Here is a 13494-nt window from a genome sequence, read left to right on the forward strand (position 1 = left end):
ACTCCAAGCCCTTTAAAAGCAGCTATAACCACGTACGCTTTGGCCACAGGAGTCCCCACCCAGAAATCCTCCGCTACCTATTAGATGAAGGGGGGTAGCGCTTTGTGGGCCAGGGGGAGATTCAAGCGATTGTCGAGAAATGACTGGCCGCCGAAGCGTCCTCTGACGATGCGTTGAATGTGAGCCTTTTTCCGCCGCGCTTTGATCGGCGTTAGGAGACCTGACAGTTGTCCATAGTAGTTACTCTTTGTGCCAACCGGAGATACGGGATTTGAGTCGTCGCTGCGAATGTGCCTTCCTGTTGCTCTTCGTTATTAGTGTTCTGCCAATCAGCCTCAGGGCAGAAGTTGTTAACCTGTCCTGGGACAACGACCTGCTTACTGGAACAGATCGTGGATATACAAACGGCGTACGCTTGTCGTATCTGACGGACACCGTTGGCGAGGACGATGGAAAGTCGGCAAGATTTGCCCGGATTCTGCGCGATGAGCTGCGGTTTCTGCCAGGTATTGGTGCTTCCGATTCAGAACATGCTGGAACGGTGAGTTTGCGGCAATTCATGGTTACGCCTGAAAATATTACGGTTAAAGGTCCGCAGTTCGACGATATTCCCTATGCTGGCCACCTGTCGCTCAGCGGCACACTCTGGAGCTGGAATGCAGATACGATTACCGGCTTTGGTGCTCATATTGGTGTTGTTGGTCCGGAAAGTGGTGCTGAGTCGGTTCAGAAATGGGTTCACAAAGCCACTGGAAGCGACAAGCCGCAAGGGTGGGGCAACCAGCTTGGAACGGATGTGGTGGGTGGCATTCAGGCTGCGCATGGCCGAAAACTGCTGCAACTCGGGCAGCGCGGTGACATTGAACAGCGCTTGTCGGTGATTGCGTCCGGACTACTGTCGAGTTTTCGGACCTCTGCTAAAACCGGGTTGGTCTGGCAGCTTGGCAGACACCTTCCTATAAATTTTGTGCCGGACTACGCTGGTACCTCCCCAACCATTGCTTTGCCGGGCTCGTTCAAGGACTCAGGCAGTAGCTGGTCTGTATATGTGGGGCTGGGCCTGGAGTATGTAGGCTATTCCTACATCGACGACAATGCCCGGGCTTACCGTTTCGACGAAGGGCCGCTGATTGGTCAGCTTGGTCTGGGCGCTACCTGGCAGTGGGATCACCTGCTGGCCTCTGTCACACTGCGTGCCTCAACCAGCGAAGACGAGCGCCATAAAGACAACTTCAGCTTTGGGACGTTGTCAGTTTCTTGGGCAATATAGAGAGGTCGGTTTTGACCGTTGCTTACGGGATGTGGTGGCGCTTGTTTCCGCTTTAAACAAAAGCGAACATTTCAGAGCCACCCACTTACAGCCATTTTTCATGTTCATCGTCTTGTTTGGTATTTGAGGCTGGTCACGCAGCCCTCGCCTTGAAAGCTTCTTTCATTCGCGAGGAGCCGATGCCAGCCTCACTTTTAAATGGTCAAACCGTCACTACGATCTTTCCAATCTGCTGATTAGCTTCCAGAAATCTATGTGCTTCCTGGATCTCGTCCAGCGCAAAGGTTTTTGCAATGAGTGGTCGGAGCGCTCCGGATTCCAAACCCTCAAGAATAAACGCTTTGGCTCTCGCGAGAGCGCTGGGGTCAGCAACGATTTCCGCATAAAGGTAGCCCTTGAGAGTCAGGCTCTTACCCAGAACGGTAAACAGTGGGAACGGGGTTGGCTCGGTGCTCAATGCGCCATATTGCAGAAGAATGCCGCCTCGGGCCATGCTCTGTGTGAGTGGCTCGAAAGCTGGGCCACCAACAGGATCGAACACGACGCGGGCACCTTGCCCGTCAGTCAACGCCATGACTTGCTCGACGATATCTTCTTCATCGCTCACGATGACATGAGCTGCTCCAGCATCCAGAAGCGCTTGTTTCTTTGCACGGGTGCGGGTAATCGCTATTGGTGTAGCGCCGACCATGCGAGCCATCTGGAAGGCAGCCAGGCCGACGCTACTGGAAGCGGCAGTGACCAGAACAAAGTCGCCTTCCTGCAGTTTCGCCTGCTCAATAAGGGCGCCCCAGGCCGTAACGTACTGCATCCAGGATGCAGCGGCCTCTTCGAAGGACAGGTTCGCTGGGTTCTTGACCACAAGGTGAGCCGGCACATTGGCCAATTCGCCGTATGTACCCCAACGTGCTATATCCAGTGGGGGAATCAAAGCGACGGAATCTCCCACTTTGATATCCGTTACCTCGCTACCAACAGCCGTTACAAGGCCTGCGGCCTCGTAGCCAAGGCGACTGGGAAAGTCGGCCTCCTGCAGGTAAGCGTGATTACGAAACATCACTTCGGCGCGGTTCAAGCCAATGGCTTTAACACCAATTTGGATCTCGTCTGCTGCCGGTGCATGTACGTCCAATTCTTCCAGCTTGAGGACGCTAGCGTCACCGTATTCATGGATTCTTACAATTCGTGCCATTGAGGTTACCCCTTTCGTCGTTAAGGCCAGGCAAGAGGGCGCATTGGGCAGAGTGATGGGAATGCTTCTCATATATCAACGCTGGTTCCGTACGCTCTCGTGGTGTAAGCGACAATTTAGAGGTTGCCCGGTAGTTGATAAAGCCCTATGTTGGCTCAAGATTAGAAACATGGGTTTTATAATGGATCGCCTGTCTCAGATGGCTACGTTTGTCAAAGCCGTGGAGTTGGGATCTTTCAGTGCCGCTGCTGATGACCTCAATATGTCCCCTCAACTGGTTGGCAAGCAGGTAAAAATGCTTGAGCAGCACCTAGGAGTCTCTCTGCTGAATCGAACGACACGTCGGCAGAGCCTCACCGATTTCGGCCGGACATTTTACCAGCGCGCAAAGATGATCCTGGCAGATATGCACGCTGCAGAGAGCTTAGCTGCTGAGGCCCGTGGCGTACCTAGTGGCCGCTTGCGGATCAACGCCCCCGTCACCTTTGGCATTCACGCTTTGTCCCCGCGTCTTCTTGAGTACATGGTCAAATACCCTCAGGTGTCACTGGACCTGACACTGTCGAACGAACTGGTCGACGTGGTTGATGGCGGTTACGATGCCGTGTTTCGGATCGGTGTGCTGCAAGACAGTGGCCTAAAGGCAATTCCGCTCGTGCCCTATCAGCTGGTTCTGTGTGCCGCTCCGTCCTATCTGGAGAGGTGGCCCCCCATCAAAACACCCTGGGATCTCCAGCAACATGAGTGCCTCGGCTTCGGCTACTCCGATGGTCGTTCGAGCTGGAGTTTTGACGGTCCTGAGGGACGGATAGATGTACCAATTACAAGCCGATTGACCATTAATCAGGGTGACCCCTTACTGGCGGCGGCCGTAGCTGGACTAGGTGTTATTCTGCAGCCACTAGAATTAGTCGGGGAGGCGCTGAGAAATGGGACTCTTGTGAGGCTACTTGGTCAATATTCTGTGCCTGCGTCGCCGTTGCACATTTTATACACCCCAGACCGCCGGATGACTCCTAAACTGCGCAGCTTCCTGGATTTCTCTGTAGTGGCATTCGGAGCTAGGGGTAAATAATGTTGATCTGGATTAATTCTCCTTGGGCCGGTCGACTCGGCTAAACAAAAGCGGACATTCGCGACCCTCTACTTCGAGTCGGTTTTCGACCCAGTTTTGAAGGATGATGAACCGCTTCAATGGTTCGGCAATCGATCAAATGGAATATGGCCTTGTAACCTGCGGGTTACCGGTCTCGCTTATTCTGGATCCCGTGCGGTAGTTAAGTCGGGTCGTACCCAATTGAGCGAGAAATCTCTGAGGCGGCACTTAGCAGAGCTTCCACTGTAGCTTTTTCCGGCGTGGAAGGAAGGTAATGAATGGAGCCTGTGAGCACTAGTGTGCCAAACAAGCTACCATCAGCATTGAACACCGGTGCTGAAAGCGCGTTAATGCCCGTAAATACTTCTTCGGGAGCATCTGCCCAGCCTCGTCGTCGAACTAGGTCAACTTCTGCCCGAAGCCGCTCTGGTTCGACTATTGTATGACGAGTGTTTGCTTTCAGACCTTCGGCGATAACCCGTTCCATCAGTCCAGGCGGGCCAAACGCCATGGCAACCTTGCCCTGTGCTACGGAGTTGAAGCTGAAACGAGTTCCTGCTCGCATGACGATCTCAAGCTCGGTGCTCCCTGGCAAAAAGTCCAGCACAACCATTCCGGTATCGGTGAACGTTGAAATGACGACCGTTTGGCCAACCTTATCCCTCAGAGCTTTCATAACGGGCTTTGCGAGGCTCACAACATCGTAGTGATTTACTAGTTGTTGCCCGAGTAAATACAGTTTCCAGCCAACACTATACTGGTTATTTCTTGGATTCTGAGCGACATAGCCGTTATCACGCAGAGCTGAAAGGTGCCTGTGGACACGAGCCTTCGGCATACTAAGCGAGTTGGCCAGATCGGTCACTCCACATTCACCACCGGATTGTGCAAGTGACTCAATAACCTTCAACGCAACAATACTGTTGGGGAGTGTTTCGCCTACCGATGATTCGTTGTTGGAGTTCGACTTTGCTCTCTGTCCGACGACCCGCGAGGCAGTATATGTGGTCTCGTCCTTGTCCATAGGCTATATCATTTCGCTCACAGGTAAAGGGCCGACAAGTTACAATGCTTAATCGGCCGGTTTCTTGGATCTTTATGGAAGTTCTATAAACTGTTCGGCGTACACATGGTAAGTTTGAACCTTGGGCACGGCAGCGTCTTCTACCTTTACGTAGCGGATGGAGCTCCGGCCTTTGCAAGCTCTCGGTAGTATGAAGCATCGAATGAAGATGGTGTCAGTTTCTTCAGTGGTCGGTGCAAGCACTGGCGCGGTTCCACGCTCAAACCAAGCCCCTCCGGGCCCATAGCTATTTACCTCACCCTCCGCTTCGATGGTGATATTACCTTTTAAAACGCAGCGGATTCCAGGCCCCTGATGTACATGGGTCAGAGCAACGCCGCCGGGAGGGAATCCGACGCTGTCACAACGCATTAGCCATGAATAACCTGGATCCAGCTCAATTTCCTTGTCCAGTTTCAACGTAGATTGGCAGAGTGGCGAAGATCGCAGCTCCGCCTGAAGCTCTGCTGGAGTGCTGGCCAGCTCCCAGCGCCAAATTGTAGCGCCTTCAGGGCCGGAAACCAAAGATGTCTCTCCGCTTCCAACCCAGCCGGTATGTGTTGGTTGATATTGGCATCCGTCACAGGACTCAATGGTCACGCTACCGTCTCGGACATAAATGGCTCGGTTAGCGGAAGGTAAAAAGACCGGAGCATTAGACGGTGGAAATCGGTCTTCATACAGTCTTAGGAAGTAATTATTCATATACCTACCTCTAATCGTTCACAAATCCCTTCGGTTACGGTCATAGGCGATCGACAGTCCTTGTCCAGAGTCGCTTTCAGTTTATTTTATTAAGGCTACCGAATATTGCTCATCGATACAACCGTTTCGATTGTAGCATCTCGTGTTGACATAGCAGTTAAAAATTTGGTTATAATCGACAAAACGATACGTCAGTATTGGTCATCAATACGTAGATGGTGTATTGATTTTGAGGAGATGAAGCGTGCCAATTGTTCAGATCACTATTGTGGAAGGTCGGGAAGAAGAGAGCATTCAGCGCTGTATCCAGGAAGTAGCTCGCACCGTAAGCAGTTCGCTCGAATGTCCCATCGAAACGGTCAGGGTAGTGGTTAGTGAAGTGCCGCCAACGAGATTTGCCGTAGGTGACAAGCTGAAGAGCAGTAAAAACCAACGCTGATGAGGCAACCAATTTTAAGGCACTAGGTGCCTCGGGGGAGTTAGAAGATGCTTGACCAGAACAGAGTCAACGAACTGGGTGATGAGCTATACCAGGCCATGCTCAGCCGGGAAGCCGTTTCCCCGGTGACCAGCCGCGGCGAAGACATCACCATTAACGACGCCTACCACATTTCTCTGCGCATGCTGGAACGCCGTTTGGCGGATGGCGCCTCGATCATCGGCAAGAAGATCGGCGTCACCAGCAAGGCGGTGCAGAACATGCTCAACGTTCACCAGCCGGATTTCGGGTATCTGACCGACGACATGGTGTTCAACAGTGGCGAAGTTGTGCGTATCAGTGACCGTCTGATCGCTCCCCGTGCCGAGGGTGAGATTGCCTTCATCCTGAAAAAAGACCTGACCGGCCCCGGCGTCACTAACGCTGATGTGCTGGCCGCTACTGAATGCGTTATGCCCTGTTTCGAGATTGTCGATTCCCGTATCCGGGACTGGAAGATCGCGATTCAGGACACCGTGGCGGATAACGCTTCCTGTGGTCTGTTTGTGCTGGGTGACCAGGCTGTATCTCCCCGCAAGGTAGACCTGGTGACCTGCGGCATGGTGGTGGAAAAGAACGGCAGTGTGCTGAGTGCAGGCGCCGGTGCTGCGGCCCTGGGTTCCCCGGTGAACTGCGTGACCTGGCTGGCCAACACCCTGGGCGAGTTCGGAATCACCCTGAAAGCCGGCGAAGTTATCCTTTCTGGCTCACTGGTTCCGCTGGAGCCGGTCAAGGCCGGTGATTACATGCGCGTTGATATCGGAGGCATCGGCAGTGCCTCCGTGCGCTTCGCCTGATCCAGATTAGAGAGGACAACATCATGAGCAAGAAAATCAAAGCCGCGATCATTGGCTCGGGCAACATTGGCACCGACCTGATGATCAAGATTCTGCGCAACGGCCAGCACATCGAAATGGGCGCCATGGTTGGCATCGACCCGGAATCGGACGGCCTGGCCCGCGCTCAGCGTATGGGCGTGGCCACCACCTCCGAGGGCGTTCAGGGCCTGGTGAAGATGCCGGAGTTTGCCGACATCGACATTGTGTTTGATGCGACGTCCGCCGGCGCGCACATTCAGAACGACAAGCTCCTGCGCGAGCACAAACCGGATATCCGCATGGTGGACCTGACCCCGGCGGCCATCGGCCCCTACTGCGTGCCGGTGGTGAATCTGGAGCAGAACCTGAAGGAAGGCAACGTCAACATGGTCACCTGCGGTGGCCAGGCGACGATTCCCATGGTGGCGGCAGTGTCCCGCGTGGCCAAGGCTCATTACGCGGAGATAGTTGCCTCTATATCCAGTAAATCGGCCGGCCCCGGCACCCGCGCCAACATCGATGAATTCACCGAAACCACCTCCAAGGCCATCGAAGTGGTGGGCGGCGCCCAGAAGGGCAAGGCCATCATTATCCTCAATCCGGCCGAGCCGCCCCTGCTGATGCGGGACACCGTCTACGTGCTCTCCGATGCCGCCGACCAGGCGGAAGTGGAAGCCTCGGTGGAAGAAATGGTCAAGGCCGTTAACAGCTACGTGCCCGGCTATCGCCTCAAGCAGAAAGTGCAGTTTGACGTAATTCCGGAAGACCAGCCCATGAACGTCCCGGGCCTGGGCCGCTTCAGCGGACTGAAGACCTCCATCTTCCTGGAAGTGGAAGGCGCCGCCCATTACCTGCCGGCCTACGCCGGCAACCTGGACATCATGACCTCCGCGGCCCTCGGCACCGCCGAGCGCATCGCCGAATCGCTGGTCAAGTGAGGAGGAACAACCCATGACCTTTAATCCCGGCAAGAAACTCTACATCTCCGACGTGACCCTGCGGGACGGCAGCCACGCCATCCGTCACCAGTACTCCATCAAGAACGTGCAGGACATTGCCCGCGCGCTGGACAAGGCCAAGGTGGATTCCATCGAAGTGGCCCACGGTGACGGCCTTCAAGGTTCCAGCTTCAACTACGGCTTCGGCGCCCATACCGACCTGGAGTGGATTGAAGCGGTGGCCGAAGTGGTTACCCATTCCAAGATCGCCACCCTGCTGCTGCCGGGCATCGGCACCGTCCACGACCTGGACAACGCCTACAGCGCCGGCGCCAGAATCGTGCGGGTGGCCACCCACTGCACCGAAGCAGACGTCTCCAAACAACACATCGAACACGCCAGAAAACTCGGTATGGACACCGTCGGCTTCCTGATGATGAGCCACATGCAGACCCCGCAGGGGCTCGCGGAACAGGCCAAGCTGATGGAAGACTACGGCGCTACCTGCCTTTATGTCGTCGACTCCGGCGGCGCCATGAACATGAACGACATCCGCGACCGCTTCCGGGCGCTGAAAGACGTACTCAAGCCGGAAACCGAAACCGGCATTCATGCCCACCACAACCTGGCGCTGGGTGTGGCCAACTCCATCGTGGCGGTGGAAGAAGGCTGTGATCGGGTGGATGCCTCCCTGGCCGGCATGGGCGCCGGCGCCGGCAACGCGCCGCTGGAAGTGTGCATCGCCGCCTTCGACAAGATGGGCTGGGAGCACGGCACCGACGTGTACGCCCTGATGGATGCGGCCGACGACATTGTCCGTCCGCTGCAGGACCGCCCGGTCAGAGTAGACCGTGAAACCCTGGCGCTTGGTTATGCCGGTGTCTACTCCAGCTTCCTGCGCCATTCCGAAGTGGCGGCACAGAAGTATGGCCTGAAGACCGTGGACATTCTCGTTGAACTGGGCAAACGCCGCATGGTGGGTGGCCAGGAAGACATGATTGTGGATGTGGCGCTGGATCTGCTGGCGGCACAGAAGGAGCAGAACGCATGAGCAAGACACTAAGCCGCGAGCAGATGCTGGCCCTGGCCGAACACGTGGAAAACGCCGAGCTGCAGGCACACGATATCACCAAGGTCACCAACGACTACCCGGACATGACCTTCGAGGATGCCTACGACGTGCAGTGGGAGATCCGCCGCCGCAAGGAAGAACGTGGCAACAAGATCGTGGGTATGAAAATGGGCCTCACCTCCTGGGCCAAGATGGCCCAGATGGGTGTGGAGACCCCGATCTATGGTTTCCTGGCGGACTATTTCAGTGTGCCGGACGGTGGCGTGGTCAATACCAAAGAGCTGATTCACCCGAAGATCGAGGCCGAAATTGCCTTTGTTACCAAGGCGCCCTTGAAGGGCCCGGGCTGCCATATCGGCCAGGTACTGGCGGCAACGGACTTCGTAATTCCCGCCGTGGAAATCATCGACTCCCGCTACGAGAACTTCAAGTTCGACCTGGTGAGCGTGGTTGCGGACAACGCCTCGTCTACCCGCTTTATTACTGGCGGCCAGATGGCAGATGTCGCCGATGTGGATCTGAAAACCCTGGGTGTTGTGGTCGAGAAGAATGGCGAAGTGGTCGACGTAGGTGCCGGTGCCGCCGTGCTGGGCCATCCGGCCTCCAGTGTGGCCATGCTGGCAAACCTATTGGCAGAGCGGGGCGAACACATCCCGGCCGGCACCTTCATCATGACCGGCGGTATCACTGCGGCTATTGCCGTGGAGCCCGGCGACAACATCACCGTGCGTTACCAGGGGCTGGGAACAGTATCCGGACGATTCGAATAATTTAATCCAGCGACTCAACTTGGAGTTGCCATAAACAATAAAGGTTCCTGTTGTGCTGTGGTTAAATTGCGGCACTTGGATGCTCCGTAAGAACACTGAGAAAAGTGTGCTTGCTTAAAATAAACATAAAACCCCAGTAAGCCCGAGGCTAAGTTAGTGACGGCTTTTCTTTAGGAGACAACACGATGAAAAGATTACTATCAAGCTTCCTAGCGGTGGCAACTCTTGCGTTTGGTGCGCAAACTTCAGTTGCAGAAACGACGATTAAGCTCGGTCATGTGACCCAACACAGCCATCCCTTTCATATTGGTGCGGAAATGTACCAAAAGGAAGTGAAGGAACGGAGTAACGGTGACTTGAATGTCAAAATTTACCCTGCCCGTCAATTGGGCGACGATAAGCAGCTTATCGAAGGGGTTCGTTTAGGGACAGTGGATGCCGCTATTATTTCGTCAGCGGTTTTCTCCGGCTTTACGCCGGTAATGGACGCACTTCAGCTCCCCTTCTTGATCGATAGCTATGATGATTTGTCGCAGGCGCTGACCTCTCCGGTGGCGTTTGACATGCTTGACTCTCTTGATGAACTCGGGCTGAAGGGACTGGGTTATTACGAGGGTGGTTTGCGCAACCTACTTGTTTCTGACAGTGCAGTAACCGATCTCGAAGGAATGAAGGGTCTAAAAATTCGCGTTGTGCCTGCTCCGTTGCATCTGGATATATGGAAGGCTATAGGGGCAAGCCCAACTCCGATGGCTTATGGTGAAATCTATACCTCGCTTCAAACAGGTGTACTCGATGGCGCGGAGATAAATATCACCTCTGTGTACAGCGAAAAACTCTACGAAGTTGCGGACCATATGACTCGGAGCAAGCATTATTTTTGGCCTGGTGTCATGGTGATCAACCCCCGGTTTTTTGAACGTTTGAGTGAAGAGCAACAGAGCATTCTGATTGATGCAGCGCATGACACCATTGCGCGACAGATTGCTGCTGCGGAAGAGCAGGAAGTGGTTGCTGAAAAGGCACTGCTGGAAGCGGGCTTTGAGATTCACGAAGTTTCTTCCTCCAGTGATCTGAGAGAGGCAGTCCAGCCTGTTATAGATAACTACTCCAAAAAACATCCGCTCATTAAGGCCTTCGTCGAACAGGTAGAATCACAATAATCAAAATTGCCATGGCTCCGGGGTATATTGGCCCCGGAGTGTTCCAGGTTTCTGGAGTTCTGAACTCATGACAGCTCAAACGTTACAGGCCAAGTCTCCCATGATGCGTGGCTTAATCTGGGTTAACTGTATATACGAAAGGGCGCTCTATTATTTAGGAGCGGCTTTGATGGGAACTATGGTTGTGGTGGTTGCGATGCAAATATTCGCCCGCTACGTACTGGGAGACTCCTTATCGTGGTCGGATGAACTGGCCAGGTTTTTGATGATTTGGATTACCTTTCTTTTTGCCGGTATTTCATTCCGTCGAGGGGAAATGATTGCCATTGAAGCACTTTCCGAAAAACTCCCAATCTTGGCAAGATCTGTTCTGACAGTCGCGGGTTCCCTGTGCTCTATCATATTGTTCGGGCTCCTTGCCTGGTTTGGTTACAGTTATGCTGAGTGGAATATGGTGCAGACCTCCAGTGCTTTGCAGGTTCCTCTCTATTTCGTGTATCTCGCAGTTCCTGTCGGCTGCGGCTTAATGATTCCTCATATTATGGTAGGTACTTTTTTGTCCGTCCGTAAACTTATGGCAGGAGAATCCTGATGGGCGCATTTTTGTCTGCATTTGCCGTATTTCTGGTTGCGGGTGTGCCGATTGTTGTGGTGCTCGGGCTTTCAGCTCTTGCCTTCATTTTCTTCAACGATCAGATGCACCTAATTGCTGCCTTTCCCCAAAGAATGATAGCGGGTGTTGACCAGTTCGTACTGCTGACGGTGCCCCTGTTCATCTTGGCAGGAAATCTCATGAATGCCGGATCGATTACCGACAAGATCATTCGCTTCTGTCAGGTATTGGTCGGCCGGTTTCGTGGGGGGCTCGCCATGGTGAATGTGCTTTCCAGCATGCTGTTTGCCGGAGTCAGCGGTTCTGCCACTGCTGATTCCGCAGCCCTCGGATCAGTTTTGGTGCCGGGTATGAAAAAGGCTGGGTACGACGCGGAATATGCCGCTGCTCTTACTTCGGTCAGTTCGGTGATCGGCCCGATCATACCACCTAGTATTCAAATGATTGTATTTGCAGTGCTCAGTGGCACCTCGGTTGCCGGGCTGTTCCTGGCTGGAATTGTGCCTGGAATCCTGATTGGTGTGGGGCTGATGCTGCACGCAGTGTGGGTGGCACACAAGAGAAACTATCCCAGGGAAAAAGCTTCCAGCAGAAGTGAAATCTACAGTGCAGCCATGGGTGCATGGCCTGCTCTAATGCTTCCTGTGATTATCCTCGGCGGTATTTTGTCTGGAGTGTTTACCCCAACCGAAGCAGCAGCTGTAGCCAGCATCTATGCCTTGTTTATTTCGGCTGTGGTGTATCGGTCGCTAACGTGGAAGTCTCTTGTCCGAGTACTTTATAACACTAGCGTCATTTCGTCGGTGATACTTCTTGTTGTATCGATGGCCAGTATTATTTCATTTGTTTTCAGTATCGAACAGATTCCCGAGCAGGTTGCTGAAGCCATGTTTTCCATCAGTGAGAATAAATACGTCATTCTTGCAATGATCACCGTCGGGCTGCTGATTCTGGGAGCTTTGATGGAACCAATCGGTGCTTTAATACTCGTAGTGCCGGTTCTACTGGAGATAGGTGACGTAATTGGGCTTGATCCGCTTCATCTGGGGGTGATTGTGGTAATGAATCTTGTGATCGGTTTGGCGACTCCTCCGATTGGCCTTTGCCTGTTTATTGTATGTTCCATTGCCAAATTGCCAATTGAAAAAGTCGCAAAGGCTAGTTTGCCTCTGCTAGGAATTTGTTTATTGGTGCTGGTACTTATCACATTGGTCCCCGACTTAGTGTTGTTTTTGCCCAGATTTTTTAACTTCTGAGATGGGTGTTGGCCCGAGGTGGTGCTAAGTCATCTTCAGCGAAGTAAAGACCTTTGTCTGATCCATTTCAGGTGAACGGTTCTCTGGAATGGTTAAGAAGTCGGATTAAACGTTGGGATCAACTCCATCCACGTACGTGCGGTGCTGACGGATGGGGGTTCTACCCCGTTTCCACGGACGGTTCAGCGTTGAGCTACCAGACACCACTGGAGTTTGCCGCTGGCTACCGGACTACGGGGAAAGGGTCAACACTAATCGACATTACTGTGCCCTGATCGGAAATAGATCTATGCAACTGCTATCAAGGTAACTTTCCCTGACGTTCATGTGTTAAAAACGCTTCGAAATCGTCCTGCGTTAAGGGCTTAGAGAACAGGAAGCCTTGGACATAGTCGCAGCCAGCACGCGAGAGGAATTGCAACTGCTCGTCCGCTTCAACGCCAACTGCAACCACTCGAACGTCTATCGCGTGAGCCATAACGATAATTCCCTCCAGAACACGGTCCGGTTTGCCACCTTGACCAGCGTTCCTGATCAACTCTCTGTCTATCTTAACGCTGTCCATCTCGAACTCCTGAAGAGCGAGAAGCGAGAACGAGTTATGGTGATTTCTGGTGTATGGAAGCAGGCTGAAAGGATGGCGTATCCTGTTGGTTGATCACCACCAAGATCACAAGCAACAGAGGATGGATACGCCATGTCCAAGTCTAACCTGCATGCTCTTTCACAACCAGACGCGACCACGAACGATCCCTTGCACGATCTGATCCGACAGGGTGCCCGTGACCTGATTGCGCGGGCTGTCGAGTCTGAGCTTCAGGGGCTACTGCATCAGTACGCCGGTGTATTGACACCCGATGGTCGCAAGGCGGTAGTCCGGAACGGTCATTTACCAAAGCGAACCATTCAGACACGCGTTGGACATGTTGACGTTCAGCTGCGCAAGGTCCGGGACCGCAGCGGCTCCCGCATTCGCTTCAACACTCAGCTCCTGCCACCGTATTTGAAGCGGGCCCAGAGTCTGGATGAACTCATCCCCTGGCTCTACCTGCGCGGTGTC

Annotated in this window: 15 protein-coding genes; 11 read left to right on the forward strand and 4 right to left on the reverse strand. The window is 53.7% G+C overall.

Annotated features, from left to right (window positions below):
* The first annotated feature begins 271 nt into the window (after positions 1-271).
* On the forward strand, positions 272-1270 hold the full coding sequence (locus tag AC13DD_RS14675) for a lipid A deacylase LpxR family protein (RefSeq protein ID WP_482931352.1): 999 nt from the start codon (positions 272-274) through the stop codon (positions 1268-1270).
* 202 nt (positions 1271-1472) lie between these two features.
* On the opposite strand, the gene AC13DD_RS14680 is transcribed toward AC13DD_RS14675, so the two are convergent.
* A complete protein-coding gene (locus AC13DD_RS14680) occupies positions 1473-2462 on the reverse strand; it encodes a zinc-dependent alcohol dehydrogenase family protein (RefSeq protein ID WP_309045940.1) in 990 nt (329 codons plus the stop codon).
* Positions 2463-2643: 181 nt separating this feature from the next.
* Between AC13DD_RS14680 and AC13DD_RS14685 the strand changes: the two genes are divergently transcribed.
* Positions 2644-3537, forward strand: coding sequence for a LysR family transcriptional regulator (locus AC13DD_RS14685; protein ID WP_482931366.1), 894 nt, complete (start codon positions 2644-2646; stop codon positions 3535-3537).
* A gap of 202 nt (positions 3538-3739) precedes the next feature.
* On the opposite strand, the gene AC13DD_RS14690 is transcribed toward AC13DD_RS14685, so the two are convergent.
* Positions 3740-4582, reverse strand: coding sequence for an IclR family transcriptional regulator (locus AC13DD_RS14690; RefSeq protein WP_482931353.1), 843 nt, complete (start codon positions 4580-4582; stop codon positions 3740-3742).
* Positions 4583-4654: 72 nt separating this feature from the next.
* Positions 4655-5326: a cupin domain-containing protein gene (locus tag AC13DD_RS14695; protein WP_482931354.1), complete on the reverse strand. Its 672-nt coding sequence runs from the start codon at positions 5324-5326 to the stop codon at positions 4655-4657.
* 244 nt (positions 5327-5570) lie between these two features.
* Here AC13DD_RS14695 and AC13DD_RS14700 point away from each other — a divergent pair, with 244 nt between their 5' ends.
* From AC13DD_RS14700 to AC13DD_RS14735, 8 genes are all read left to right on the forward strand, one after another.
* Positions 5571-5765: a tautomerase family protein gene (locus AC13DD_RS14700; RefSeq protein WP_482931355.1), complete on the forward strand. Its 195-nt coding sequence runs from the start codon at positions 5571-5573 to the stop codon at positions 5763-5765.
* A gap of 47 nt (positions 5766-5812) precedes the next feature.
* Positions 5813-6601 carry a 2-oxopent-4-enoate hydratase gene (dmpE, locus tag AC13DD_RS14705; RefSeq protein WP_482931356.1) on the forward strand — a complete coding sequence of 263 codons (789 nt, stop codon included), beginning with the start codon at positions 5813-5815 and terminating at the stop codon, positions 6599-6601.
* Between the two features lie 23 nt (positions 6602-6624).
* On the forward strand, positions 6625-7560 hold the full coding sequence (locus AC13DD_RS14710; protein ID WP_482931357.1) for an acetaldehyde dehydrogenase (acetylating): 936 nt from the start codon (positions 6625-6627) through the stop codon (positions 7558-7560).
* Between the two features lie 13 nt (positions 7561-7573).
* The gene (gene dmpG, locus AC13DD_RS14715; RefSeq protein WP_127329868.1) at positions 7574-8611 is read left to right on the forward strand and encodes a 4-hydroxy-2-oxovalerate aldolase; all 1038 of its coding nucleotides are present in this window, start codon (positions 7574-7576) and stop codon (positions 8609-8611) included.
* Positions 8608-9402 carry a 2-oxo-3-hexenedioate decarboxylase gene (gene dmpH / locus AC13DD_RS14720; RefSeq protein WP_482931358.1) on the forward strand — a complete coding sequence of 265 codons (795 nt, stop codon included), beginning with the start codon at positions 8608-8610 and terminating at the stop codon, positions 9400-9402. Before dmpG ends, dmpH begins: the two co-directional genes overlap by 4 nt.
* A 185-nt stretch (positions 9403-9587) precedes the next feature.
* The gene (locus tag AC13DD_RS14725) at positions 9588-10565 is read left to right on the forward strand and encodes a TRAP transporter substrate-binding protein (RefSeq protein WP_482931359.1); all 978 of its coding nucleotides are present in this window, start codon (positions 9588-9590) and stop codon (positions 10563-10565) included.
* Positions 10566-10632: 67 nt separating this feature from the next.
* A complete protein-coding gene (locus AC13DD_RS14730; protein WP_482931360.1) occupies positions 10633-11157 on the forward strand; it encodes a TRAP transporter small permease in 525 nt (174 codons plus the stop codon).
* Entirely contained in the window at positions 11157-12434 is a 1278-nt protein-coding gene (locus AC13DD_RS14735) for a TRAP transporter large permease (protein ID WP_482931361.1), read from the forward strand. Before AC13DD_RS14730 ends, AC13DD_RS14735 begins: the two co-directional genes overlap by 1 nt.
* A 301-nt stretch (positions 12435-12735) precedes the next feature.
* Here the strand turns inward: AC13DD_RS14735 and AC13DD_RS14740 are convergent, their stop codons facing one another.
* On the reverse strand, positions 12736-13080 hold the full coding sequence (locus AC13DD_RS14740) for an EAL domain-containing protein (protein ID WP_482931367.1): 345 nt from the start codon (positions 13078-13080) through the stop codon (positions 12736-12738).
* Positions 13081-13131: 51 nt separating this feature from the next.
* Between AC13DD_RS14740 and AC13DD_RS14745 the strand changes: the two genes are divergently transcribed.
* The coding region (locus AC13DD_RS14745; RefSeq protein ID WP_482931362.1) for a transposase at positions 13132-13494 on the forward strand (363 nt) is incomplete at its 3' end.

The organism is Marinobacter sp. L-13 (genome assembly GCF_056857715.1).